Here is a 24,101-nt window from a genome sequence, read left to right as displayed (position 1 = left end):
CTCACCTGTATCGCCGGCGGGTCGCCTTCAAGTATGGCTACCCTAACTACTCGTCCGACGATACAGGTTTCGCGTGTGGGACGCACCCACTTGGTTCACTGAATGGGCGGCGGCCTGCGCCAACCCCGCGGCCGGATCCGCCGCACGATCGGGCGGCGCAGCGAACCGAAGCGGCGCATGATGCGTGGCCGCCGAACGGTACGGTCGAACCATTCGCCGAGGGTGACGCCCGCGGCCAGCGCGCAGCCGACGCCGAACGCGGCAAGCAACTGGTTGGCGCCGATCACCAACTGATCGTTGAGCAACGCGTTGAGACCGCGGTAAAGCTTGAGACCAGGCAGCAGCGGGGTGATACCAGCGACCGCGACGACCAACGGGGGAGTCAGCGCCCGCCGGGCCATCAGACCACCGGCCATACCGATCACCGTCGCCGCGACGCCCGAGGAGAGCACCGGGCCGAAGCCCGCCTCCTGCACCATCAGGAAGCAGATGGTGCCCGCCGCGCCGCTGCCCGCCGCCGCGGCGAGCGCCCGCTTCTCCGCGTAGCAGGCCAGCGCGAACGCGAGCGCGGCCACGGCACCGGCGACGATCTTGACCGGGAGATCGGTGATGTCGCCCGTCGGCAAGAGGAACGGCGGCACGGTGGCGTTCACCATGTAGCCGACGCGCAACGCGATCGCGATGCCCGCGATGATGCCGCCGGTCATCATCATGACCTCGAGCATGCGGGCGGTCGCGGTGATCGGTGCCCCGGTTATCCCGTCCTGGACCGCGCCGACCAGTTGTAATCCACTGAGCAGCACGGTGATTCCGGCCGCGATGATCAGTGACGGATCCACGTCGATACCGAGTGGGCCCGCCAGCGTGGCGAGCACGATGGCGGGCGTCGCGGCGATCACGCCACCCACCATGTGCTGGAAGAAGAAGGGCAGGCCGTAGCGGTTGAGCACGCGGTTCGACCGGTCGATGGCGAGCGTGGTCGCGAAACTGACTGCCGCGACGACGATTCCGCCGCCGAGCAGCGCGGCGATCGACGCGGCCAGCAGCGACCAGCCGAAGGTGGCCGTCCAGCGGTGGTAGGGATGCGGCGCCTTGGTGATGGTGTCCAGGGCGGCGCGCGCGTCCTCCGGTGCGACGACCTCGTTGCGAATACGCCTGGTGAGCCGGTCGACGGCGGCGAGCCGGGTGAAGTCCAATGATCGGTAGCGCACGATGCGCATGCTGCTGGCCGGCGCGAGCCGCGGGCCGCGGTCGGTCCAGATCCTGATGGTGTCGTAGGTGACGTCGACATCGCAGCGGACCAGTCCGTAGGTGGCGGCGATGAAGCGGACCTGGGTGGTCGTGTCGATCACGCCGGTGCCGGAGGCCAGCACCACCTCGCCGACCCGGACCGCGAGATCGAGCACCTCGGCGACCGCCGCGTCGTCGGTCAGGTCGATCGGTTGCAGCGGTGAGGGTGCCGCGACGATCGTGTCCGCGGTCGCGGGCCGATCGGCGACCAGCTTGCCGACCGCCTGACTCACCACCGGGATCCGTCGTCCGCGCCGGAACAGCCGCCGTCGACCGAGATGATCGACCCGCGTGTCCGTGCTGTCGCCTCCCGGCAGCGTGTCTGCATCCATGCACGCGAACGTAGTCACCTTCCGGCGACCTTCGCATCCGGGCTGGCACAACGGCCCGCCGATCGCGTGTCGGGCGGTGCGGGGTGACGGTCGGCCCGGGCGACGGTTGGTTGCCGCCCGGGTCCGAATTCGTCAGGCGTGGCTGTCTTCGCGGGCGAGCAGTCGGGTCAGCGCAAGCAGGAGTTCGTGGTCCGGCTGCTCGGGCAGATCGGTGGCGCGCCAGGCGACGAATCCGTCCGGGCGGACGAGGGTCGCGCCGGTGTCGGTGATGCCGTAGGCCTTGTGGAACTGGTCGTCGACGTCGTGGAAGTCGGTGCCGATGCGATAGGTGCCGAAATCGAGATCCATTGCGGCGGAAACCGTTTCCGCCGCAGCGAGCCATTCCGCACCGGCTGCGCCGATGAGCAGGGTGAACGCGCCGTCGAACAGGTCGATGGTGGACAGTGTCGTTTCGTCCTGGCGCAGCCAGAGGTGTGGTGCGCGCAGACCGGGGCGGCCGCTTGGGTGGCGAGGGTCTTCGACGGGGCCGTCCGGAGTGCCGGTCTCGGAATGGATGGCCGCCGACTGATACCGGTAGCCGAGGATCATGGTGAGGTCATCGATGGTGGCCGCGTCGTCGCCGGTGCCGCTGTGCCTGCCCTGCAGTCGCTGCATCGCCTGATCGAGTGTGACGAATGCGACAGGTCGGCGCTCGTCCTGATAGCTATCCAGAAGCGACTGGCCCGCTTGCCCTTTGAGGACCGCGGCGAGTTTCCAGGCGAGGTTGTCGGCGTCGGCGATGCCGGTGTTCGCGCCGAAGGAACCGGTGGGTGGGAAGACGTGGGCGGCGTCGCCGACGAAGAAGATCCGGCCGACCCGGTACCGGTCCGCGACCCACGCGCCCATGCGGGTGGTGGCGACCTTCTGGTCCGATCCGGTCATCAGCGGCACGAGGGTGAGTTCGAGGTTCGGGTCGCCGATCGCGCGGCGGGCCAGTTCGATGCAGCGTTGCTCGGTGAAGTCGGCTGCGGTCTCGCCGGAGTCGGGGCCGAAGGGGATGCCGAGCGACCAGCGGCCGAACTCGCGGCCGGGAACCAGTGCGGTGCCTGTCGTCGGCTGGTCGAAGTAGGCGAGCAGGAATCGACGGTCGCGCAGCGGGCCGGTGAGATCAGCGTCGAAGACGAAGCCTGCGGCGTTGATCAGTTCGCCCGGTCCTTCCGCGCCGATGCCGAGCTTGGTGCGGATGCCCGCGCGATTGCCGTCGGCGGCCACCAGGTAGTCGGCGTGGATGCGTCGCTCGGCGCCGCTCGCGAGATCGCGGACCAGGGCGGTCGCGCCGTCCGGGGTGGCATCGACGGAGATCAACTCGGTGCCGAAGCGGATTTCCGCGCCGTAGTTTTCGGCGTGGGCGCGTATGACGCGTTCGAGTTCGTCCTGGTCGATCATGGTCCAGTCGGTGGGGCTGAGGGTGGCGGGCGGCCGGACCCGGCTGAGGATGTCGACGCGGAAACGTTCCTGGCCCGCCAAGGTGTCCGCGCCGATCATCTCGGGGAAGTCGGCCAGGATCGAGGTCCGGTCGCGGATCGCCCGCTCGAGGCCGAGGGCCCGATAGATCTCCATCGAGCGCGGGTTGAACGCGCGGGCCTGCGGTTGCAGCGCGGTGGACGAGTGTCGTTCGACGAGGGTGGGGCGGATGCCCGCCCTGGCCAGGAACAACGCGGTGGACAGGCCGGTGATGCCGCCTCCGACGATGAGGACCTTGGTCTGCTGGATATCTGACGGTGTGTGCACGGCGAGCTGCTCCTGAGTGACGGGACGGTCCACTCATCATTCAATCGATTGCACTGCTCTGTCAATCGTCTGATTGATTAACTTTGCCCACTGCCTGAAACTGCTATGCGTATGTAGAATGGCGTCGTGCCGTCGTCGAAACCTCGCAGGTCACCCAAGCCGCAGGAGCGCCAGCGCGACCCCGAGCGCACCCGCCAGCTCATCCTGGACGCCGCCGAAGCCGAGTTCGCCGCGCATGGCTTCCAGGGCGCGCGCACCGCCTCCATCGCCACCCGCGCCGGGGTCAACCAGCAGCTGATCTCCTACTACTTCGACGGAAAAGTGGGCCTGCACCAGGCCATGTCGCAGCGCTGGCAGGAACGCCGCCGCAACCTCGTCCCGCCGGAAACCCCACTGCCCGAACAGTTCCGCCGCTACGCCCTCGAGGCCACCCGCAACCCCGACGGCGTCCGCCTGATGGCCTGGGGCGGCCTCGAATACACCGGCCCCGACAGTGATCCCGACCACGCGCCCCGCGCGAAAATGCTCGAGCACAGCGTGGAGGAACTCCGCGCCCTCCAGGCCGCAGGCCGCCTTCCCGCCGAACTCGACCCGGCCACCCTGCTGGTCATGCTGATGGCCGCCGCGATGGCCCCCACCACGCTCCCGCACGTCATCGAGGGCGTCTGTGGAACCGACCCGCGCGCACCGGAATTCATCGACCACTTCGCCGAGCAGGTCGCCCTGCTCGTCCAAATACTCGGGCGGGCAGGCGAATAGCGCGCGAGGTCAGGCGGTGAGCTTCAGGATGTCGATGCCTCGGTTGTTGTCGGCTACGTAGGCGAAGCCGCGGTGCCAGTACGGGGCCCAGGCGGCTGCGTCGGCGGGGCGGTAGTAGGCGATTTGTTTGGGGTTGGTGGGGTCGCTGACGTCGAGGAATCTGGTGCCTTGGGCGTAGAAGGATTGGACCAGGATCTTGTCTTGGACGTCGAAGTAGTGGGCGGAGCAGTCGGCGGAGGCTGGGTCGCTGCCTTCCTGGCCGGCCACGCCCCAAGTGCCAACGGTGTTGAGGCGGTACGGTTTTTGCGGGGTGGAGCGCCAGCCTTCGCCGCCGTAGGAGCCTTCCAGGGAGGCGATGACGAGGACGCCGTCGCCCGCGCAACCGTCGACGAAGCTCTCCTCGGTGGCGTAGATGAGGTTGCCGTTGTCCCAATGTCCGGTGCCGCCACCGTCTTTCGAGCGGGCGCCGATCGGGCGGAAGCTGTTGTGCATGAACTTGGATGGCGCGGCCGTTTCCTTGATACCGCCGCCCGCGTAGGGGACCGGGTCGGTAGGTGAGGCCGGCCGGAGCTTGCCGGTGACCGGATCCTTGTGCATGCCCGCGGTCCAGTAGCCGCGCACGCCGCCGCGGCCGGACGCCCAGGCCACGCCGGACTCGTCCACCTGCACGTCGTGCACGTAGTCGGTCTGACCGTCGTTGCGCGCCAACTCTATTGGGTTGGGGGAGACCTTCGGCTTGCGGGGATCCCTGACGTCGGTGACCCAGATCGGGCGACCGCCCCATTCGGCGGGCATGTTGTCCGCCTTGGCCGGGCCGCCGGTCCACAGGTACTGGCAGTCGTTGATGCACGTGGTGGTGTGGCCCGCTGGGACTTTGACGTAGCTGAGCACGGTCGGCTTCTCCGGCTTGGCCAAATCGACCACATAGATACCGGATTCGCCGTTGTGCACATTGCCGCCGAAGGCGCGGGGGTCGCGGGACAGGAAGACCCGCTTGCGCACCGGGTCGACCTCGGTGTCCTCGGTTTCCCACATGCCGGGCATGTTGAGCTGGCCGATCAGCTTCGGCGCGGCCGGGTTGGCGGTGAGATCGTAGGTCTTCAAGCCGAATTCGCCGGAGACGACCATGACGTCCCTGGGGCCGTACTGGAGGAACTGCAGCGAGATCGCGCCCTGCGCGTCGGGGAGGTTGCCGACCGCTTTGACGTTCTTCTCCGCGCCGGGTGTCCCGGTGAGTGTCGGAGCGGCGCCGTGCGGGCCGTCCTCTTCCCCGCAGGCGGCGGCGGGCAGTGCGGTGGCGGCGAGCGTCGCCGTGACGGTGACCAACAGTAGGGACGACCGGAGCAACAAGCGGCGCACAACTACCTCCCGGCGAGACGCGAACGCTAGGTGACCAGGGATTCCTGATCGTCGAGTTGACCTCACTGTAAGTGCGATGCCGCGGCGCACGATCCCCATATCGCGATAACTCGAACTGGGGAACGGCTTTCGCGTGGTGGACCGCGTGATGTTCGGTCGTGCGGTGTTTTTCACGCCGTGGAAAGTTAATGATGTTGATATGCAGGGTGTTCCGCGACACAAGCACTGGCCAGTTGCCGCAGGCCGCACGCGCCTCATCGTCGTGCTCGCCGTACTCTTGCTCGGCATCACCGGCTGCGCCGAATCGTCGGAGCCCGCGAAGCCCGGCGTGCTCACGGTCGGTGTCCGTGAACCGGCCAGCCTGCTGCCCGCGGACCTTCGCGATCAGGCGGGGCGCATGCTCGTCGGGGCGCTGTGGACGCCGCTGGTCGACTACGACGCGGCAACCGGGAAGAGCACCCCGCGAGCGGCGGAATCGGTCTCCAGCACGGACCAGTTGACGTGGGAGATCAAGCTGCGCGCGGACGGCCGGTTCCACGACGGAACGCCGGTCACCGCGAGATCCTATGTGGACACCTGGCATACGGTCGCGGACGAGCGGTGGGCGGGCTCCGGTGCGCTCACCGAGGTCTTGCGGCCCGTGGCGATCACCGCGCCGGACGAGCACACCGTGCGGATCGTGCTCGACCGTCCTTTCGGTCAGGTGCCAGCGGTGTTGGCTTCGCCTGCGCTGCTTCCCCTTCCGGCGTCGGTGCTGGCGTCCCGGGACTGGGCGGGTTTCGCCGCCGACCCCATCGGCAACGGCCCGTTCCGGATGGCGGAGCCGTGGCGAAGAGGGGCGGGCGGTCGGATCTCACGAGTCGTCGAAGCAGCGGGTAAGGCACGCGAGATCCAGTTCCGGGTCGGTGCTTCCGCCGCGCAGTACGACCAGGTGAAGGCGGGGTCGCTCGATCTGGCCAGCGAGGTCCCCGGCGAGCGACACGACGCCATGCACCATGATTTCGCCGACCGGCACGCGATGTGGCCGCTGCCCGAAGCCGGCTATCTCGCGTTCCCCTTGTCCGACAAGCGGTTCGAGGACGCGGCGGTACGGTACGCCTTCGCCATGGCGGTGGACCGCGCGGCATTGGCGGCGGATCCCCTTGCGCACCAGGTAGACCCGGCGCGCGCGATCCTGCCACCCGGTGTCGCACCGGGGGAACGCTCCGGTACCTGCCGCCCGTGCCTGCACGACCAGGCCGCGGCGAAGTCATTCCTCGGTCAGGTCGCCTTCGCCGGCCCGGTCACGCTGTACTTCGGTGCCGGACAAGAACAATGGGCACGGACACTCGCCGATCAGATCGGCACCGCGCTCGCGGTCGAGGTGACTGCGAGACAGCGTGGCGACGAGGCGAATGCGCCCGGCGACGGTCCGTTCTTGGTGACCCGTGCGCTGAGTACGTCGAGCCCGTACGAGGTCCTTGCCGCACTCGCGAAGTCCGCCGGGTACGCCGACGACGGCTTCGCGCAACTGCTGGCGTCCGCCGATTCCATTGGCGCGTCAGCGGATAGCGGTCAGCTGTATCGGTTGGCCGAAAACCAGTTGCTCCGCGATCTTCCGGTAGCGCCCCTGTGGTCCGGCCACGGTCATGCGGTCTGGGCGGCGCGCGTGCACGAGGTGACGACGGCACCGTTGCAAGGGATAGACCTCGCCTCGATTTCGGTGTGAGCTGTCTGTGGCCTGTATGTGACGTCGGACACAGTTGATCTCCGAGGGAACCGGACGCGATCTTGTACGTCTATAGACCTGACAGACAACAGAATTCCGGAGGGGAATCACATGAAACTTCGCACTGCCATCGTCCTGTCGTTCGCCGCGCTCATGGGCTCGAGCCTGATCGCCGCCGGTTCGGCCGCGGCAACTACCGCCATCGCCGGGCCGCCGGTTCCGGGCGACGTGCAGGTAGACGGCAATGGGTGCCCGATTCCGCCGCGCGGTCTGGACGGCAGGCCGTTGCCGCCGCCGTCGGGTCCCGACGGCCGGCCGTTGCCGCCGCCGTCCGATTACAACGGCAACCCTTGCCCGCGCCCGCAATAGTCCTGCGGGAAACCGTCGGCGGACCTGGAAACTAAGGGGATCCGGGTCCGCCGTCGTGACCTGTCGCCGCTAGCAGTGGTTCTGCAGCTCGATCCTGGTCACGGTTCGAAATGCTTCGGCCGGATAGGTTTTCTGGGCGTTGTTGACCTTGTCCAAATCCCAGTGGTATCGCTGGGCCGAGGACGGCAGGTTGAGGACGAACTTGCCGAGATCGCCGCCGGTCGCCCAATTGTTGACGATATTGCCGAGATACCGGTGGCTCGCATCGAACAGCGCAGCGTGCATGAGCCACGCGTCATTGTCGGAACCGCTGGTGACCAGGGCGTTGAACTCGGCGTAGCCGTCGCTGTGCAAGACCCAGCGCGCGCCTTGGAACATCGTGCAGTCGCCCACTTTTATGTCGCCCCAGGTGAAAACCTTGTCGGGATCGGCATGTCCGACGGGCATGGTGGTGAGGGCGGTTGCGGTAGCCAGTCCGATACAGACGGCAAGCCGAACCAAGGTGCGACGAAAGGTGGTCATGATGTGTTCCCCCGGGGATGACAATTCTGCTGACCAGTATTGTCGGCGTCCTTATAGCGACGCGTCAATGCATTGTCAACGCGCCACGCCTTCAAATGTGTTCGATCACTTCGCGCGTTCAGCCAGTGCCGTCCATTCGGCAACATCTCGGGTGATGTCCAGCGTGCCGCGGTCCTGGGGACCGTAGAGGCGCACCCAGATCGCGGGTAGATCCGCGCCGAGATCGAGTGCGGCGGCGTAATCGCCATGCCCGGCGTAGAAGCGGGCCAGATTCTGTCTCGTCATGAGTGTGAATGGGTGCTCGACGCCGGAAACCCTCTCGCGCGTCGCGAGCACTTCGCGATACATGCGCGCGGCGCCATCAGGGTCACCGCAGGCTGCGGTCCACCTCGCGAGGCTGTCCTTGGCCCACATCGTGGTGCTGTGCTCAGGTCCGAGCGCGCTCTCGCACAGCGGCACGAGCTCGAGCGACTGCTGTCGCGCCCGCTCCGGGTCACCCGCTTCGCCGATCCAGCGCGCGTACTGGTCGCGGGAGTGCAGCACGTCGGGATACGTTGGGCCGAGCAAACGTTCGAGCGGCGGCAGAAAGGCGGCGTACTGATCGCGCGCGCCGACGATGTCGCCGGTCTGCCCGGTCGCGAAGCCGAGATCGGCGCGGATCCGCAGCTTCTCCCGTTCGTCCTGCTCCAGGTCCAGCAGCTCGGTGAGCATCGTCACCGCTTTCTCGGCGCCGTCGGTCTGGATGTGCCAGTTGGCGAGTTGCACTCGCGGCAGCAGCGTCAGCGGATGATCGCGGCCGAACATCGCGGTGCAGTCCTCGACCAGCCCGGCGAACATCGCGCGGGCCGCGAACGGCTCGCCTGCCTCGCCGGTCCAGCGCGCGAAGCGGTCGCGTGCGGCCAGCAGGTCGGGGTGTTCGGGTGGCAGCGTGTCCTGGAAGGCCACCAGCCAGTTCGCCCAGGAGGCTCGATTGTCGATCGGCCGCCGCCTGGTGTCCGCCGCGTCCAGGAATGCCAGTGCGCGAGCGGGGTTTTCGCTGGACAGATAGTGCCGTGGCGCCGCCGTGTGTGCATAGGTATCGATGTCAGGGCCGGTCACAGTGTCGAATGCGGCGGCGAGTGCGGCGTGCGCATCGAACAGTGCGCTCGGCCATTGCGCGCAGACGATCTGCTGCAGCGATCCGGTGAATGCCGCGTGGGACAGCCCGATTCGTTCATTGTCCTGACCGGGAAGGCCGCGGGCGACCAGCACACCGAGGTCGACCACCGCATCGCGGAGCTGCGGCAGCGCCACCGGGCGGCCGAGTCGGCGGAGAGCCTCGTGGATCAGCGACAAGGGGGCGGTCGGGCCGACGCCGACCGCCGCGAGCAGTGCGCCGACGGGCAGTGCGAGATCGGCGTGCACGGGGCGTTGCCGGGTCGTGTGGAATCGCTTGGCTACCAGGCTATCCAGGTCGGTGCCGTCGAGACTCGTTTCTCCCCACGCGATCTCGGTGATCAACCGGGGTATCAACCAGCCGCCGCGCACATCGTCGGGCAGTTCGTGCATGGCCTGATCGAGCCCATCGGGCAGGGCGCCCACCGTGCTGGTCAGCTCCCGCAGCACCTCCCGTACGGACGGCGGTTGCAGATGGACGCGGCGCGCGTGCGCGATATCCGGATGGTCTACCACGTCGGTCCCCGAGCGGATGCCGACGATCACCCGCACATGGGCCAACCGCTCATCGGTGGTGAGGGTGGCAATGGCGGCCACGACGCTGGTGCGGCAGCCCTCGTCCGGTTGATCGAGGCCGTCGATCAGGATGCGGATCCGTCGGCCTGCCGCCCGGAGCCGATGCAGGGGCCGGACGATCTCGATCTCGAAGGCGCTGAACCGCTCCCGGTCGGTGAGCTCGGCCTGTACCGCCTGCTGCGCCGCCGTGAACTCGGCGCTGAATCGCGCGCCGAGCTGGTCCCGCAGTTCGATGAGGACCGACTCGATGGTGCTGGTGACATCCAGAAACACTGCTGCCGTGATGAATTCGGCGGTCAGCGCACCTAGCGTATCGACCAGGCCCGGCCGGATGAGCAGCGACATCAGCGTGGATTTCCCGGCACCGGCCGGTCCGATCAACGCCTGCAATCGATCGCCGCTCGCCTCCACGATGTCGATGAGGGTCTCCTGCACGCCGGCGGTCAGTGAGACGCTGCGCACCAGGTGATCGACCAAGCCTGTTGCAGGCCTGCCGGTTACCGCGTCCCGTGATCGGGATCGATTGGGCACCAACCAGAGTCCTTGGTCGCCGTGGCGCACCTGGGTCCCGTTGAACGACAGGTGTCGAGGGGTCTGCTGCTGACACGCGCTGTTCAGCTCGGGTGTGAGGTCGGCGCACAGCAGGTTCGTTCCGCTACCCGGCAGGCCGGTATCGAAGGTGCGCAACAACGTTCGACTGAAGCAGCCGTCGTAGGCATTGCCGTAATCGGACGCGACGAGCAATTCCATCCGGCCCGCTGACTTTTCCAGCATCCGTACCCAGCGGTTTCCCGCGCCGAGCGCACCCGTTCCTGCCTCGCACGCGTCGACGAGGACGATCAGGCCGTCCAGCGATCGCGTGTTGCTCAGTTGTTCGGCGACGGCATTGACCAGATGGAATCCGGAATCCGAGTCCAGTGGCATGGTCGAATCGGCGGCAAGCAGATAGAAATCGTCGTCGTTGGTGGTGAACCCGTGGCCGATGAAGGCGATCAACAGCGTCGCACCCAGCTCGTCGGCCCGGCCGAACGCGGCCTTGATGCTGCGCTTGAGTTCGGTGATGGTCGGGTCGAGTACCGGGCCGTCCCCGATCGGGAGCCAATGACCGGCCGTGGTGAAGGTCGCGTACAGCCCCGTGGCCAGCTCGCCGGTGAACCCGAGCCGCGGAAATTCCACGCACTCGGAAGCGATTACCAGAGCCAACCTTTCAGCCATGCAAGAACTATCGGCGAGCGCGGGGCGCGGCACAACCGGTGGCACGCCGAGGACGATTCCGCGTCCTGTTCTCAGCTGGCCCGTCTCACACGTCGGTGGGGAAGCGCTCGTTGCCAAGCACTCCCAGCAGCTGCAGTTTCTCGTAGCCCTCGGTGTGCGGGGCCGCGGTCAATACCAGCAGCGCCAGCGACTGGTCCTCGGTGAGCAGCACTTGGCAGTCCACCTCGATCGGACCCAATTCGGGGTGCAGCAGCACTTTGTGCTCCTCGAAGCGGCGGGCGACCTGCTGGCGCTCCCACAGCTCGGCGAACTCCACGCTGGACTCGCACAGCGCGCGAACGAGTTCACCGGCACGCGACCGCGCACCCATCGACCCGTACGCGGCGCGCAGGCTGGCGACCTGGGCCCGGCTCACCCGGTCGTGGTCGTGCTCGGGATAGCGCAGCCGCTCGGCGGGCTGGGTGAACCACCGGTAGACCTCACTGCGGGCAAGGCCGGTGTGCGCGGTCCAGTCACCCAACAACGCCTTGGCCATCCGGTTCATCGCCAGCGCCTCACCCAGGTTGGACAGGATCAGCGATGGCGTGTCCTCGAGGCGGTCGAGCACCCGCAACAGCGCGGGCGGCACGTGCGTCGCGGTCGGCACCGTTGACGGGCTGTTGCGACCGGCCATCTGGAACAGATACCGGCTCTCGTCGGTGGACAACCCGAGCGCACGGGCCAGCGAGGACAACATCTGCTCGCTGGGCTGCGTTCCACGCCCCTGCTCGAGGCGCGTGTAGTAGTCGGTGGACATGGCCGCGCGCGAGGCCACCTCCTCGCGCCGCAGTCCCGGCGCCCGCCGGCGCGGGCCGGGCGGCAGCCCGATGTCCTCGGGGCGCATGGTCTCGCGCCGGGTGCGCAGGAAGGACGCCAGTGCCACACGGTCCATGCGACCAGAGTATCGGCAGGGTTGCCATTCGGTAGCCAGGGATTGCCGATCCCCCGATAAGCGCTCTCTGTATCCCACCCGCCGCGGTGGGCACGATCAGGGCATGAACATTACTGGAAACACCATCTTCGTCCCCGGCGCCACCAGCGGAATCGGCCTCGCACTCGCGGTCGAGTTGCAGGCGAGGGGCAACACCGTCATCGTCGGCGGCCGGCGCACCGCGCTGCTCGAGCGGATCGCGGTCGAGCACCCCGGCATGCACACCGTGCAGGTCGACACGGCCGACCCCGCCAGCATCGAAGCCGCCGCCAAGCTGGTGCTCGACCAGCACCCCGAGCTCAACGTGCTGGTGACCATGGCCGGCATCATGAACGTCGAGGATTGGCACCAGCCCGAGACGTTCCTCGCCTCCGCCGAGTCCATCGTGACCACCAACGTCCTCGGCCCGATCCGGCTGATCGCCGCGTTCATCGAGCAGTTGCGCAGCCGGCCCGACGCCACGATCATGACCGTGTCCTCGGGGCTAGCGTTCGCCCCGCTCACGGTCACCCCGAGCTACAACGCCTCCAAGGCCGCCATCCACATGCTCAGCGAATCGCTGCGGTTGCAGCTGGCCGACACGTCGGTGCGGGTGATGGAACTGGAGCCACCGTCGGTGCGCACCCCGCTGCTGCCCGGCCAGGAAAACAGCGAGTGGGCCATGCCCCTCGACGAGTTCGTCGCCGAGGTGATCGGGTTGATCGAGTCCCAGCCAGACGCCACGGAGATCCAGGTCGAACGCGTCAAGTTCCTGCGCTACGGCGAGGCGCGCGGTGACTACGAGAAGGTCGTCGCCACGCTCAACCACAGCGACCCGAACGGCAAGTGAGCAGTGCTCGGAAGGAGAACGTGATGACGCTACAAGGAAAAGTCGCCCTGATCACCGGCTCGTCGCGAGGGCTTGGCAGGGCGATCGCCCTGCGCTTCGCTCAGCAAGGAGCGGACCTGGTCATCAACTACGCACGTGACGCGGCAGCAGCCGGCGAGGTCCAGGCGCAGGCGAGCGCCGCCGGCGTCAAGGCCGTTGCGGTGCAGGCCGACGTCTCCACCTCCGACGGTGTCGAGCACCTGTTCCGCACCGCGCTGGACACGTTCGGCCGGTTGGACGTCGTGGTCGCCAACGCCGGCATCGAGAAGGTCAATATCCCGGTCACCGACATCACCGAGGAGGACTTCGACCTGCTGTTGCGGGTCAACACCAAGGGGCCGTTCCTGGTGCTGCGGGCGGCGGCACGCCACATCGCCGACGGCGGGCGCATCATCAACGTGGCCTCCAGCACCACCCAGTTCCCCGCCGTCGGCATGGGCCTGTACGGCACCAGCAAGGTCGCGCCCACCTACCTCGTGCAGGTGCTCGCTAAGGAACTCGGTCCGCGCGGGGTCACCGTCAACTCGCTGATACCCGGCGCGATCGACGACGCGGGCATCTTCGACGGGGTACCCGATGACGACCCGTTCAAGACCGGCCTGCGCGAGTCGGTGCCTCTTGGCAGGTTGGCCACCACCACCGACGTCGCCGACGTGGCCGAACTGCTCGCCGACCCCAAGGCGGCTTTCGTCACCGGCCAGAACATCCTGATGAACGGCGGCTCGAATCAGTAATAGCCGAAATGCCACCCGGCCGCGCTGACGAAGGTATGGAAGGCGCGGCCGGGTCGCCGCCGGTTAGCCAGTTGTCGATGAACGCCAGCGCCGATCGGCATCCGCGTCCTGAGCTACTTCCACACTGCGCTAGACCTGTCGCGGCCTGCCGTGGACACCAGCAGACCTGCTCTGTCGGATCAGTTGTCCACTGATGCCGTGTCGTCGGAGGAGCGTGGCTCGATAAAAGAAGTCCCCGCCAGTCGGCGGGGGCCCTTAAAGCCAGCTGGCAGAACGGATTTGGAACTACCCCCGCTCGAAAACGCTCGCATCGTCGAGCATGGCCGCGCGCAGCATGGACTCCGGGACGCCCATGCCCTCGACGAGGGTGAGGGCTTCGGGCCGCAGGCGATCGACGAGTTCGTTGACCCCGCGCCGGACCGCCTTGGCCCGCTCGACCGACATGAACCGGTGCATGATGTACCAGTCCAGGTTTTCCTCGAGCGTGGCGTATACGTAGAGGTCGCAGACGGTTTCGGCGAGTTCGCGGGCTTCCGGATCCTGGATGCCCTCGATGCCTTCGATGAACGCCTCCAAGGTGAGGCGGTCGATGTGCGCGGTGCCTGCGGTGAGGATGTGGTCCTGGGCGTTGTTGAACGCCTCGAACGGGGTGGTGTCCTTCGCGCGGGCGCGCAGGCGATGACCGGCCGTGCGCACGAGGTATTCCTCGCGGTCGGCGAAGAGTTGCAGCTGGACCGCGCGCCGGGCCAGGTCGCCCTCGTCGACGGAGTCGTTCGAGCCGTCGCGCAGCCGCTGGATCAGCTGACGCACACCGGTCACCTTGCGAACCTCGTCACCGGCCATGGTGGCGGCGAACTTCACCCAGCCCAGCGCGTCGAGATCGCGCACCTCGTCGGAGTACGCGGTGAGCAGCTCCTTGGCGACCAGCTGGGTGAGCACCACGTTGTCGCCCTCGAAGGTGGTGAACACATCGGTGTCCGCCTTGAGGGTGACGAGCCGGTTCTCGGTCAAATAGCCTGCGCCGCCGCAGGCTTCGCGGCACTCCTGGATGCCGCGGGTGGCGTGGCGGGTCTGCGCGACCTTCAGGCCGGCCGCCCGCTTCTCCAGTGCCCGTTGCGAACTCGGGTTGAGATCCTGTCCGGTCTGCACGAGGTGCATCCGCCGCACCAGGTCGTTCTGCGCGAACGCCAGCGCGTACGTCTTGGCGACGAGGGGAAGTAGCCGCCGCTGATGGCTGCGGTAGTCCAGCAGGACCGTCTCCTGCCCGCTGTCCGGATCGGAGAACTGCCTGCGCTTCAACGCATATCGAATGGCGATGCTCAGCGCGACCCTGGTGCCCGCCGCGGCGGCGCCCCCCACGCTGACCCGCCCGCGCACGAGCGTGCCCAGCGTGGTGAAGAAGCGGCGGCTCGGGTTCTCGATCTCGGAGCTGTAGGTGCCCTCCGGCTCGACGTCGGCGTACCGGTTGAGCAGGTTCTCGCGCGGGATGCGCACCTGGTCGAACACGATGCGCCCATTGTCGACACCGGGCAGACCACCCTTGAGCCCGTCGTCGAAGGTGGTCACGCCGGGCAGATCGGCGCCGTTCTCGTCGCGGATCGGCACCAGCAGGCAGTGCACGCCACGGCCCTCGCCCTGGGTGATCAACTGCGCGAAAACCGCTGCCATTCTTGCGTGTTCGGCGGCACCGCCGATGTAGTCCTTCCGCGCCGACGGCGTCGGCGAGTGGATCACGAACTCCTGCGTGGCCGGGTCATAGGTCGCGGTGGTCTCGAGGTGGGCGACGTCGCTGCCGTGCCCGGACTCGGTCATCGCGAAACAGCCGAGCAGGTCGAGCGAGATGAGCCGCTTGATGTACTCGCGATGCCGCTCGGTGCCGAGGTTCTCCACCGCACCACCGAACAGTCCCCACTGCACGCCCGCCTTCACCCACAGCGACAGGTCCGCGTACGCGAGCATCTCCAGCCCGGTCACCGCGGCCCCCGGTTCGCTGGTCCCGCCGTTCTCCCTGCGGAAACCGCGCTCGGCGTAGCCCATCGTCGCGATGACCCGCATCTGATCCAGCACCCGGGCCCGGGCAGCCTTGTAATCGAGGTATGAGTCGCCCGCGAACGCGTCGTCCGCCAGCTGTGTACGCGCCTGCTCCCGAATCTCGCCCCACGGCCCATCCAGTGCCGCGCGTAGGTGATCCGCCGTCGTTGCGATGCCGGTAGTCATAACTCGACATTAGCCCGCGCCGCGCCGACCAAACCGTGACTGTTGACACGACATTCCGGGCGGGGCTCTTGTGGTGCATTGAACGGGTGTTTAGTATATTGAACATGTGTTTAACGAACAGCCCGTATCGCAAGGACCCGCCACGGATCTGACCACGGCGGCGCGCATCCGTGACGCTGCCATCGAGGTCTTCGGCGACGAGGGTTTCCAGGTCGGCGTGCGTGCCATCGCGAAGGCGGCGGGGGTTTCGCCGGGGCTGGTGAATCATCACTTCGGCTCCAAGGACGGCCTGCGCGCCGTCTGTGACGAGCGGGTGCTGCAGTTGATCCGCGACGAGAAGATCAAGGCGCTCACCGCGGGCAGCGTCGCGAAGGGCATGCTGGCCGCGCTCGCCGAGATCGAGGTGTATGGACCGCTGGTCGCCTATATGGTGCGCAGCCTGCAGGCGGGCGGGCCGATGGCACGGTCGCTGTTCGAGCACATGGTCGAAGACGCCGAGGTCTACATCCAGCAGGGCGTCGAGTCCGGGGTGATCAAGCCGAGCCGCGACCCGGCGGCGCGTGCCAGATATCTGATGACGCTCAACGTCGGCGCCACCCTGCTCTACATGCAGATGAACCAGCGACCCGGCGAAAAGCTGGATTTCCGTAAGGCCATCCGTGAGCTGACCGAAGAGCTCACGGCCCCCGCTCTGGAGTTCTACACCCAGGGCATTCTCACCGACCCCACGCTTTTGGACACCTTCATCAAGGAGCACTGATGTCCGAGGTCATTCAAATCGACGATCTCCGTAAGACATTCGGCCATGTCGCCGCATTGGACGGGCTGAATCTCGCTGTCAGCGAAGGGGAGATCCACGGCTTCCTAGGGCCCAACGGCGCGGGCAAGTCGACGACCATCCGGGTCCTGCTCGGCATCCTGCGCGCCACCGCCGGTCGGGCCGAACTGTTCGGCCGCGATCCATGGGCCGACGCGGTCGCGCTGCATCACGAACTCGCTTATGTGCCGGGCGATGTCACGCTGTGGCCGTCGCTGTCCGGTGGCGAGACCATCGATCTGCTGGCCAGGATGCGTGGCGGCATCAACAAGGAGCGCCGCGAAGAGCTGATCCAGCGCTTCGACCTCGACCCGCGCAAGAAGGCGCGCACCTACTCGAAGGGCAACCGCCAGAAGGTCGCACTGATCTCGGCGCTCGCCTCGGACGTGCGGCTGCTGCTGCTCGACGAGCCGACCTCGGGCCTGGATCCGTTGATGGAACAGGTGTTTCGGGAATGCGTCGAGGAGGCCAAGCAGCGCGGCACCACGGTGCTGCTGTCGAGCCACATCCTGTCCGAAGTAGAGGCGCTGTGCGACCGGGTGACCATCATCAGGGCCGGCCGCACCGTGGAGAGCGGCTCGCTGTCGGAGATGCGGCACCTGTCGCGGACCTCGATCACCGCCGAATTGCTCGGTGACCCAGGCGATCTCGGCCGGATCGACGGCGTCGACGACATTCAGTGGGACGGTAAGACGCTGCGCTGTCAGGTGGACAGCGAACATCTCGGCGAGCTGATCCGACTGCTCGGCGACACCGGCGTGCGCAGCCTGACCAGCGCGCCGCCGACGTTGGAAGAGCTGTTCATGCGGCATTACCACGTGGACGGAGAGTCCGCGGCACCCACGGCGAAGCACGCCGCAGGCAAGGCCGAGAAGGTGGGGGCATGACCACGATCACCGCCGACCGTGCCGCGGCGGCACCGTCTTTCGGTGATTCCAGCGACTTCGCGGGTACCGGGCAGCTGCTGCGGCTGTACCTGCGCCGGGATCGCGTCGTGCTGCCGCTATGGGTGCTGCTGATCGGCGTGATGCCCGCGTTCCAGGTCGCGAGCATCAAGGGCCTCTACGATACCCAGGCCGAGCTCGACAGTTTCGCCAAGACCACCGCGGACAGTCCGGCGCTGCTTGCCATGTACGGACCGGTCTTCAGCACCGAGCTCGGTTCCATCGGCACCTGGAAAGCAGGTGCCATGTACACGATTATCGCCATCGCCACGGTGCTCACCGTCATCAGGCACACCAGGGTCGAAGAGGAAACCGGGCGCGCGGAACTGGTGGGCGCCACCAGCATCGGCCGCTACGCCGGTCTGACCGCAGCGTTGGTGCTGACGTACGCGGGCTGCCTGATCGCCGGAATCGTCTGTGCCGCTTCACTGTACGGCGACAAGCTGGCCGGAGCGGGCTCGCTCGCCTTGGGTAGCGGGCTCGCCATGTCCGGTATCGTCTGGGCCTCGATCGCCGCGGCCGCCGCCCAGGTCAGCTCCGGTGCACGCATCGCGCGCGGCATCGCCTTCGGCGCGCTCGGCGCCGCCTTCGCGCTGCGCGCCGTGGGTGACGCGGGTAACGGTGTGCTGTCCTGGTTCTCGCCGATCGGCTGGTGCCTGCAGCTGCGGCCGTTCGCCTCCGAACGATGGTGGACGCTGCTGCCCTTGGTGGTGGTGGCAGTTATCGGGACAGGCGTGGCCTATCGGCTGCTGAGTACCCGCGACACCGGGTCCGGACTGCTGGCCGAACGCCTCGGCCCGCCGGCCGCCGATGCCGCGCTGTCCGGGCCGCTCGGGCTCGCCTGGCGGTTGCAACGGGGGACGTTGCTGGCCTGGACTGTCGGCTTCGCCCTGTACGGGATGCTGATCGGCGGCGCCGCGAACAGCGTCGGCGACATGCTCAACGGCAGTCAGGCGGTCCGTGACGTGATCGGCAGGATGGGCGGTTCGTCGATGCTGCAGAACTCGTTCATCAACGCCGCGGTCACCATGCTCGCTGCCGCTGCCGCCGCGTACTCGATCTCGGCCACGCTGCGACTGCACGAAGAGGAGTCGAGCGGTCGTGCCGAGACCACCCTGTCCGGATCGGTGGGGCGTACCCGATATGCGTTGAGCCACATCAGCTTCGCGCTGCTCGGCCCCGCGATAGCGCTGCTGGTGTCCGGTGCCGCGGTCGGCGTCGTCTATGGCACGGTCTCGGGTGACCTCGGTGCGAAACTGCCAGAAGCGCTCGGCGCGGCGGCGGTGCAGGTGCCCGCGGTCTGGGTGGTGACCGGAATCGCCGTGGCGATCTTCGGTCTCGCCCCCCGATTCACTCCGGTTGCCTGGGGCGTCTTGAGCGCCATGATCATCATCTTCTTCATCGGCTCGCTCGACGGGCTGCCGCAGTGGGTTGTCGACGTCGTGCCGTTCGTCCATCCGCCGAAGGTCCCCGGTGCGGAATTCCAACTCGCCCCGGTGCTTTGGCTGCTGGTGATCGCCGCGGCGCTGCTCGGGGTAGGCATCGGCGCCTTTCGGCGGCGCGACCTGCGCTGAACAGGTACGACAACGGCCCGCGCGTGATGTTTGCGCGCGGGCCGCTGTCGTATGCAGGCCTAGGCGGTGAGGTCGAGCTTTCCGGCGAGCCGGTCGAGGTAGGCGCGCACCTCGTCCGTCGACCGGTCGGGCATGCCGAAAACGACCTCGGTGACGCCGGATTCGGCCCATTGCGCCAACTGCGCCGGGTTCGGCTTGCCCGCGAGCGCGATGACCTCGGGTGTACCTTCGCGCCCGTGCTCGCGCCAGATCCGGTGCAGCAGTGCGATCTTGTCGTCCACGCCGTCCTCGGTGGGAGTGGTGATCCACCCGTCCGCATTCTTGGCCAGCCAAGTGAACGACTTCTCAGTGCCTGCGGCGCCGAGATGCACCGGGATCCGCTTCTGTATCGGCTTGGGCCACGACCAGCTGGCGCCGAAATTCACGAATTCGCCTGCGAAGCTGGCTTCTTCGTCGGTCCAGATGGCGCGCATCGCGTCCAGATGTTCGCGCAGTACCGTGCGGCGCTTGGCCGGCGGCACGCCGTGGTGGGCGAGTTCGTCGGTGTTCCAACCGAATCCGACGCCGAGGCTGACCCGGCCGCCGGACAGGTGGTCCAGCGAGGCGATGGTCTTGGCCAGGGTGATCGGATGGTGCTCGGCGGGCAAGGCCACGGCCGTGGACAGGCCGATGCGGCTCGTCACGGCGGCGATGGTCGCCAGCGCCACCCAGGGATCGAGGGTGCGCAGATACCGGTCGTCCGGCAGGCTCGCATCACCGGTCTGCGGATGCGCAGCCGCCCGCACCACCGGGATATGGGTGTGCTCCGGCACGTAGAACGTGTCGAAACCGGCACCCTCGGCGGCCACCGCCGCGTCCTGGGGCGTGATGCCTCGATCGCTGGTGAACAACACAATCCCGTACCGCACCGTACGCGCTCCCATCCACTAAACTAGAACAAGTTCTACCACCTTTCCGGACCGGTACCAAGGGTTTGCCACGCATCGACCCACCGCGCTGAACTGATCGCCCGTCGCATTCGTGTCATGACTGTTGAGGTCACGGGCGAACTCCGGGCCGGATTGTGGCGGGAGAATGCGTATGGGCACCGAGATCGTCCGGTTCGACGCGCTGACCAGGGTGGTGCACTGGCTGATGGCGGCGCTCGTGGTGACGGCGCTGGTCGCGGGGGCGGGCATGGTGCACTGGTGGGGCGAGAGCGCGGCGCTGCGGACGTTGCATATGACGGTCGGTGTCGGCGTGCTCGTGTTCGCGTTGGTGCGGGTGGTGAACCGGGTGCTGCGGCGCGGGCCGGGTGCGTTCGCGCGGCTCGGGCCGGTCGAACGGTGGTTGGCGGGAGCGTCCGAAATCCTCATGTACGCACTGCTTCTCGCACAGCCATTGATCGGGTGGGCGATGGTTTCCGCGTCCGGGGGAGAGGTGCAACTAGCGGGTGGGGTCGAACTTCCCGCCCTGGTGCCCGCCGACTGGCAGCTGTACGAACGGCTGCGGCCCCTGCACACATACTTCGGTTACGCCTTGCTGGCGGTGTTCACCGCACACATCTGTGCGATCGCCTTCCATGCGCTCGTCCTGCGCGACGGACTACTGAGTCGAATGCTGTTCGGTAGGAAGCGGGTCGCTCCGGTCCGGGCGTCTGTTGATGAATAGCTGCGCCGGCCAGCAGAGTGCGAGCACCATCGCGATGGCCACGGCCGCACCCCCGATGATGTCGGTGGGCAGGTGGTAGTCGAGCCCGATCATCCCGACGGCCGCCGCGAGTAGCGCCAGCACCGCGACCGCGAACGCGATGACCCGCGCCCGCACCGAATCGACCAGCACGATGAACGCGGTCGCGATCGCGACCAGATGCACGGTGTGCCCGCTGGGGTAGGCGAGATAGTCGTGCAGGTGCCGATCCCAGAGTGGCTTCCACAGCACGCTATTGAGGCCGAGCGCGAGTTCCGGAACCACCACCATCGTGGCGGCCCGCCACCACTGACCGCGATAGCCGAACCACGCGCCCGCGAGCAGCAGCAGCGGCACGAGGATGTAGGCGTTGCTGGGCACCACGAGCGCCTGGTAGACGCCGGGCCGGGAGTCGAGCGCCGAGTGGATGGATGTGGCGAGGGCGCGATCGAACGCCGTCGCGCCGCCGTCGGGTGGGAACGTCAAGGGCAGCAGGCCCGTGACGGCGCCGCCCAGCGCGACGCCGCCGAGCCGGAGCAAGCCCTCGAGCCTGGTGTCTTGCCGTAGTCCGCCCACCGGTAGACGATAGCTACTGACAAGTTCTTGCTACTCGGCCGAGGGGCGGCGGAGAAGTCAATGGTCACTCGACTGCGCACGGCCGGAGCGGGTGAGCATTCGAAATCTTCGCGGCCCCAGGTCAACTCGGAGATCCGTTAATGCCTCGCGACGCCGCGGGGTCTTGGTATCGTCATAGGTAGATCGGTGAACATTCGGGTTCACCGATCTTCTGTTCTCGGCTCGGTCGGCCTGGATGCAATGTGGCTCGGGCGCAGTTCATGCGGCCGTCTCAGCCGTGGCTGTGACTGAGAGGTGCCCATGGGCGATGACGTCCAGCTTTCGCTCGCCGGAACCTATCGGCTTCCGACGATGGTCGGGCGGTCGGCCGAACTGGCCGAGCTCGGCCGATTACTCGTCGATCCTCGGGTCCGCCTGCTCACCCTCACCGGCACCGCCGGGGTGGGTAAATCAAGGCTAGCTCGAGAAGTGCTGTCGGACAGCGGGTTCCACGGAGAACTCGACGCGGTAATCGATCTCGGCGAGTGCACCGATCGAGCGGGCGCATGGAACGCGGTGCTGGACAAGGTAAGTCGCCGTCCGCTCGACGCCGCACCGCAAAGTCTCGGCCCGGTCGAAGCCTTGGCCGCTCTTGCCGCCAAGATCGGCACCGGTCGAGCAATCCTGTTGCTGGACAACAGTGATCGGGTCATCGAGCGGATTTCTGTCGATGTGACCCGGCTGTTGGAGCACTGCCCGCACCTGATCCTCGTGACGACCAGCCGCGTCCCGTTCAACCTGTATCGCGAATGCGTACTGTGCGTGCGGCCGCTGCGCACCGGCCGCGACCCGGGTTCGGCTACCCAGCTGCTGCTCGACAGCATCGACAGCCACTACCGCGGCACGACTGCGGTGGCCGACCGGTTGGTCCTCGACGAGATCGTGCGCGAACTCGACGGTGTGCCGCTGGCGATCGAACTCGCGGCGGGGTCGATCGCCCGGATAGGCCCGGTGCGCACCCTGCACCGCATCGAAGCGGGCGCGGACCTGCAGTCACCCTCATATGTCGACGTGCCCGAGCGCCACCGGACATTGCACGGCGCGATCGAGTGGGGCCTGGACGACGTCACCCCCGAGGTGCTCGACCTGTTGCTCCGGCTGTCGCTGTACGAGTCGGTGATCGATACCGACATCGCCTGCCTCGCAGCCGGGACCGACGAGGAACAGGCCACCACCGCGCTGGCGGAGCTGGTCCAGCGCAGCCTGCTCGACCACATGTCCAGCGGTGCGCACGGCCACGGCTACCGACTGTTCGCCACCGTGCGTGCCTACTGCCGCCAGGTACTCGCCGCTGATCCGTTGCGCGCCAACGCGATCCGCGACGACCACGTGGACCGGCTGTGTCAGCTGGCCGCGCTCGTCCGCCCCCGATTCGACGAGCGCGAGCACCGGGCGGCGGCAATGGCGGCCACCGGCAAGCAGATCGTGGATTACCGCTCGGCAGTGCGCTATCTGATCGACACGGGACGGCTGGAACGCGCGGTCCGCCTCGCGGCCGATCTGGAATCGGCGTGGATCCAGCACGGCTACCAGTCCGAGCTGGAGTCGGTGCTGGCCAACCTGCTGGAGACGAGCGACCGCGACACCGGGTCGCGCGACGTGACGGCACTGTGCCTGGAGGTCCTCGGCACCTGGGCGGCACGGTCGGGGCGGTTACGCCGGGCGGCCGAGCTGCTGACGAATTCGATTGCCGCGTACCGCAGTTCTGACAGACATATCGACGCGACCCGGGTCATCGTGGTGCTGGTCGCGGCGTTGATCTCGCTGGGGGACCGGGCGGGTGCCAAGGATCAGCTGAGCGCGGCGGCCCCGTACGCCGACGAGCTCAGCGGCCCATGGCCGAGCCGGTTCCAAGGCGCGCTGATGCTGCTGCGCATCCCCGATCCGCCGACGCGCGACGCCGAGCTCCTGGCCAAGCTGCGGGACCGGGCCAGGTGGCTGGACAGCACGGCGCGGCTGATCGGACTGAATACGCTGGCGCGCACACAGATCGGGCCGCAGACCGCCGATCGTGCCCAATCGCTCTACCGGGAGAACCTGGCCGACGCCGATCTGGAAACCCAAGTCCTGCAGGCGATCGTCGCGATAGAGGGCTGCGCGATGGCCTACGACGCGGCCGGGGCCGAGTTCGCCGCACCGACGCTGACGCTGCTGCTCGCAACCCGGCAGCTACGTGCCACACACGGCATACCGCAACTGGGTGCGGGCGATCGGGCACCCAGCGTATCGGATCACCGAAACACCGTCGGCGAGAGCAAGTTTCGCGAGCTCAAGCGGAAGGCAGAGGAGATGACCCTCGCCGAAACGGTGGCCTACGCCTGCACCGGACCGACGTTGCGCAACCTGGACGAATCCCCGCTCGCCGCACTGACCAAACGGCAGCGCGAGATCGCCAGGCTGGTCGCCACCGGCATGACCAACCGGATGATCGCCACCGAGTTGGGGATCTCGGAGTGGACCGTGGTCAATCACGTGCGCCAGGTGATGCTCAAGCTCGGCTGTCCCTCCCGACTGCACGTGGCGCTGCTGGTGGAACGCGACGCGCAGCCCGCGGTGGAGAGTATCGGCAAGACCGTACCGGTGCTCGACGAGCCGGCCGCCGAGCTGCCCCGAATCACCGTGGCGCGCAAGGCCTGAGC

General features: G+C 67.5%; 19 protein-coding genes. 10 read left to right on the top strand and 9 right to left on the bottom strand.

The features are described 5' to 3' along the window. Positions 1 to 95: 95 nt before the first annotated feature. Positions 96 to 1,622, bottom strand: coding sequence for a threonine/serine exporter ThrE family protein (locus tag ACIBK2_RS26225; RefSeq protein WP_396970694.1), 1,527 nt, complete (start codon positions 1,620 to 1,622; stop codon positions 96 to 98). A 132-nt stretch (positions 1,623 to 1,754) separates the two neighbouring features. Further along, positions 1,755 to 3,392, bottom strand: coding sequence for an FAD-dependent oxidoreductase (locus ACIBK2_RS26220; protein WP_396970692.1), 1,638 nt, complete (start codon positions 3,390 to 3,392; stop codon positions 1,755 to 1,757). Positions 3,393 to 3,518: 126 nt separating this feature from the next. Here ACIBK2_RS26220 and ACIBK2_RS26215 point away from each other — a divergent pair, with 126 nt between their 5' ends. Beyond that, positions 3,519 to 4,151, top strand: coding sequence for a TetR/AcrR family transcriptional regulator (locus tag ACIBK2_RS26215; protein WP_396970691.1), 633 nt, complete (start codon positions 3,519 to 3,521; stop codon positions 4,149 to 4,151). Between the two features lie 9 nt (positions 4,152 to 4,160). Here the strand turns inward: ACIBK2_RS26215 and ACIBK2_RS26210 are convergent, their stop codons facing one another. Continuing rightward, the gene (locus ACIBK2_RS26210; protein ID WP_396970689.1) at positions 4,161 to 5,510 is read right to left on the bottom strand and encodes an LVIVD repeat-containing protein; all 1,350 of its coding nucleotides are present in this window, start codon (positions 5,508 to 5,510) and stop codon (positions 4,161 to 4,163) included. A gap of 199 nt (positions 5,511 to 5,709) precedes the next feature. On the opposite strand from ACIBK2_RS26210, the gene ACIBK2_RS26205 reads away from it, so the two are divergent. Beyond that, on the top strand, positions 5,710 to 7,218 hold the full coding sequence (locus tag ACIBK2_RS26205) for an ABC transporter substrate-binding protein (protein ID WP_396970688.1): 1,509 nt from the start codon (positions 5,710 to 5,712) through the stop codon (positions 7,216 to 7,218). Positions 7,219 to 7,329: 111 nt separating this feature from the next. Next, positions 7,330 to 7,587 (top strand): hypothetical protein, encoded by a 258-nt coding sequence (locus ACIBK2_RS26200; protein WP_396970687.1) that lies wholly within the window; start codon positions 7,330 to 7,332, stop codon positions 7,585 to 7,587. A gap of 69 nt (positions 7,588 to 7,656) precedes the next feature. Here the strand turns inward: ACIBK2_RS26200 and ACIBK2_RS26195 are convergent, their stop codons facing one another. The 3 genes from ACIBK2_RS26195 to ACIBK2_RS26185 all read right to left on the bottom strand — a co-directional run bounded on the left by ACIBK2_RS26195 (position 7,657) and on the right by ACIBK2_RS26185 (position 11,986). Further along, positions 7,657 to 8,109, bottom strand: a complete 453-nt coding sequence (locus ACIBK2_RS26195) for a DUF6294 family protein (protein WP_396970685.1) — start codon at positions 8,107 to 8,109, stop codon at positions 7,657 to 7,659. 105 nt (positions 8,110 to 8,214) lie between these two features. Next, positions 8,215 to 11,055, bottom strand: coding sequence for a tetratricopeptide repeat protein (locus ACIBK2_RS26190; protein ID WP_396970683.1), 2,841 nt, complete (start codon positions 11,053 to 11,055; stop codon positions 8,215 to 8,217). 85 nt (positions 11,056 to 11,140) lie between these two features. Next, positions 11,141 to 11,986 (bottom strand): helix-turn-helix transcriptional regulator, encoded by an 846-nt coding sequence (locus tag ACIBK2_RS26185; RefSeq protein ID WP_396970681.1) that lies wholly within the window; start codon positions 11,984 to 11,986, stop codon positions 11,141 to 11,143. A gap of 103 nt (positions 11,987 to 12,089) precedes the next feature. Between ACIBK2_RS26185 and ACIBK2_RS26180 the strand changes: the two genes are divergently transcribed. Both ACIBK2_RS26180 and ACIBK2_RS26175 read left to right on the top strand, forming a co-directional pair. Continuing rightward, positions 12,090 to 12,854: an SDR family oxidoreductase gene (locus tag ACIBK2_RS26180; protein WP_396970679.1), complete on the top strand. Its 765-nt coding sequence runs from the start codon at positions 12,090 to 12,092 to the stop codon at positions 12,852 to 12,854. A 23-nt stretch (positions 12,855 to 12,877) separates the two neighbouring features. Then, entirely contained in the window at positions 12,878 to 13,627 is a 750-nt protein-coding gene (locus ACIBK2_RS26175; protein ID WP_396970677.1) for an SDR family NAD(P)-dependent oxidoreductase, read from the top strand. Between the two features lie 285 nt (positions 13,628 to 13,912). Here the strand turns inward: ACIBK2_RS26175 and ACIBK2_RS26170 are convergent, their stop codons facing one another. Beyond that, positions 13,913 to 15,844, bottom strand: a complete 1,932-nt coding sequence (locus ACIBK2_RS26170; protein ID WP_396970675.1) for an acyl-CoA dehydrogenase — start codon at positions 15,842 to 15,844, stop codon at positions 13,913 to 13,915. A 106-nt stretch (positions 15,845 to 15,950) separates the two neighbouring features. Here ACIBK2_RS26170 and ACIBK2_RS26165 point away from each other — a divergent pair, with 106 nt between their 5' ends. The 3 genes from ACIBK2_RS26165 to ACIBK2_RS26155 are packed head-to-tail and all read left to right on the top strand — an operon-like array spanning position 15,951 to position 19,179. Further along, positions 15,951 to 16,604, top strand: coding sequence for a TetR family transcriptional regulator (locus tag ACIBK2_RS26165; RefSeq protein WP_396970673.1), 654 nt, complete (start codon positions 15,951 to 15,953; stop codon positions 16,602 to 16,604). Continuing rightward, positions 16,604 to 17,548, top strand: a complete 945-nt coding sequence (locus ACIBK2_RS26160) for an ATP-binding cassette domain-containing protein (protein ID WP_396970671.1) — start codon at positions 16,604 to 16,606, stop codon at positions 17,546 to 17,548. The genes ACIBK2_RS26165 and ACIBK2_RS26160 overlap by 1 nt, the downstream gene beginning before the upstream one ends. Beyond that, complete coding sequence (locus ACIBK2_RS26155) at positions 17,545 to 19,179, top strand: ABC transporter permease (RefSeq protein ID WP_396970669.1); 1,635 nt, start codon at positions 17,545 to 17,547, stop codon at positions 19,177 to 19,179. Before ACIBK2_RS26160 ends, ACIBK2_RS26155 begins: the two co-directional genes overlap by 4 nt. A 59-nt stretch (positions 19,180 to 19,238) precedes the next feature. On the opposite strand, the gene ACIBK2_RS26150 is transcribed toward ACIBK2_RS26155, so the two are convergent. Continuing rightward, entirely contained in the window at positions 19,239 to 20,087 is an 849-nt protein-coding gene (locus tag ACIBK2_RS26150; RefSeq protein ID WP_396970832.1) for an LLM class F420-dependent oxidoreductase, read from the bottom strand. Positions 20,088 to 20,259: 172 nt separating this feature from the next. On the opposite strand from ACIBK2_RS26150, the gene ACIBK2_RS26145 reads away from it, so the two are divergent. Then, complete coding sequence (locus ACIBK2_RS26145; RefSeq protein ID WP_396970667.1) at positions 20,260 to 20,829, top strand: cytochrome b; 570 nt, start codon at positions 20,260 to 20,262, stop codon at positions 20,827 to 20,829. Here ACIBK2_RS26145 and ACIBK2_RS26140 read toward each other — a convergent pair. After that, complete coding sequence (locus ACIBK2_RS26140) at positions 20,764 to 21,423, bottom strand: phosphatase PAP2 family protein (protein ID WP_396970665.1); 660 nt, start codon at positions 21,421 to 21,423, stop codon at positions 20,764 to 20,766. The two genes, ACIBK2_RS26145 and ACIBK2_RS26140, sit on opposite strands and share 66 nt — an antisense overlap. A gap of 300 nt (positions 21,424 to 21,723) precedes the next feature. Here ACIBK2_RS26140 and ACIBK2_RS26135 point away from each other — a divergent pair, with 300 nt between their 5' ends. Beyond that, positions 21,724 to 24,099, top strand: a complete 2,376-nt coding sequence (locus ACIBK2_RS26135) for an ATP-binding protein (RefSeq protein WP_396970663.1) — start codon at positions 21,724 to 21,726, stop codon at positions 24,097 to 24,099. Positions 24,100 to 24,101: the final 2 nt, after the last annotated feature.

It is taken from the genome of Nocardia sp. NPDC050175, assembly GCF_044459885.1.
GTDB lineage: Bacteria > Actinomycetota > Actinomycetes > Mycobacteriales > Mycobacteriaceae > Nocardia.
This window is presented reverse-complemented; position numbering and strand designations above follow the sequence as displayed.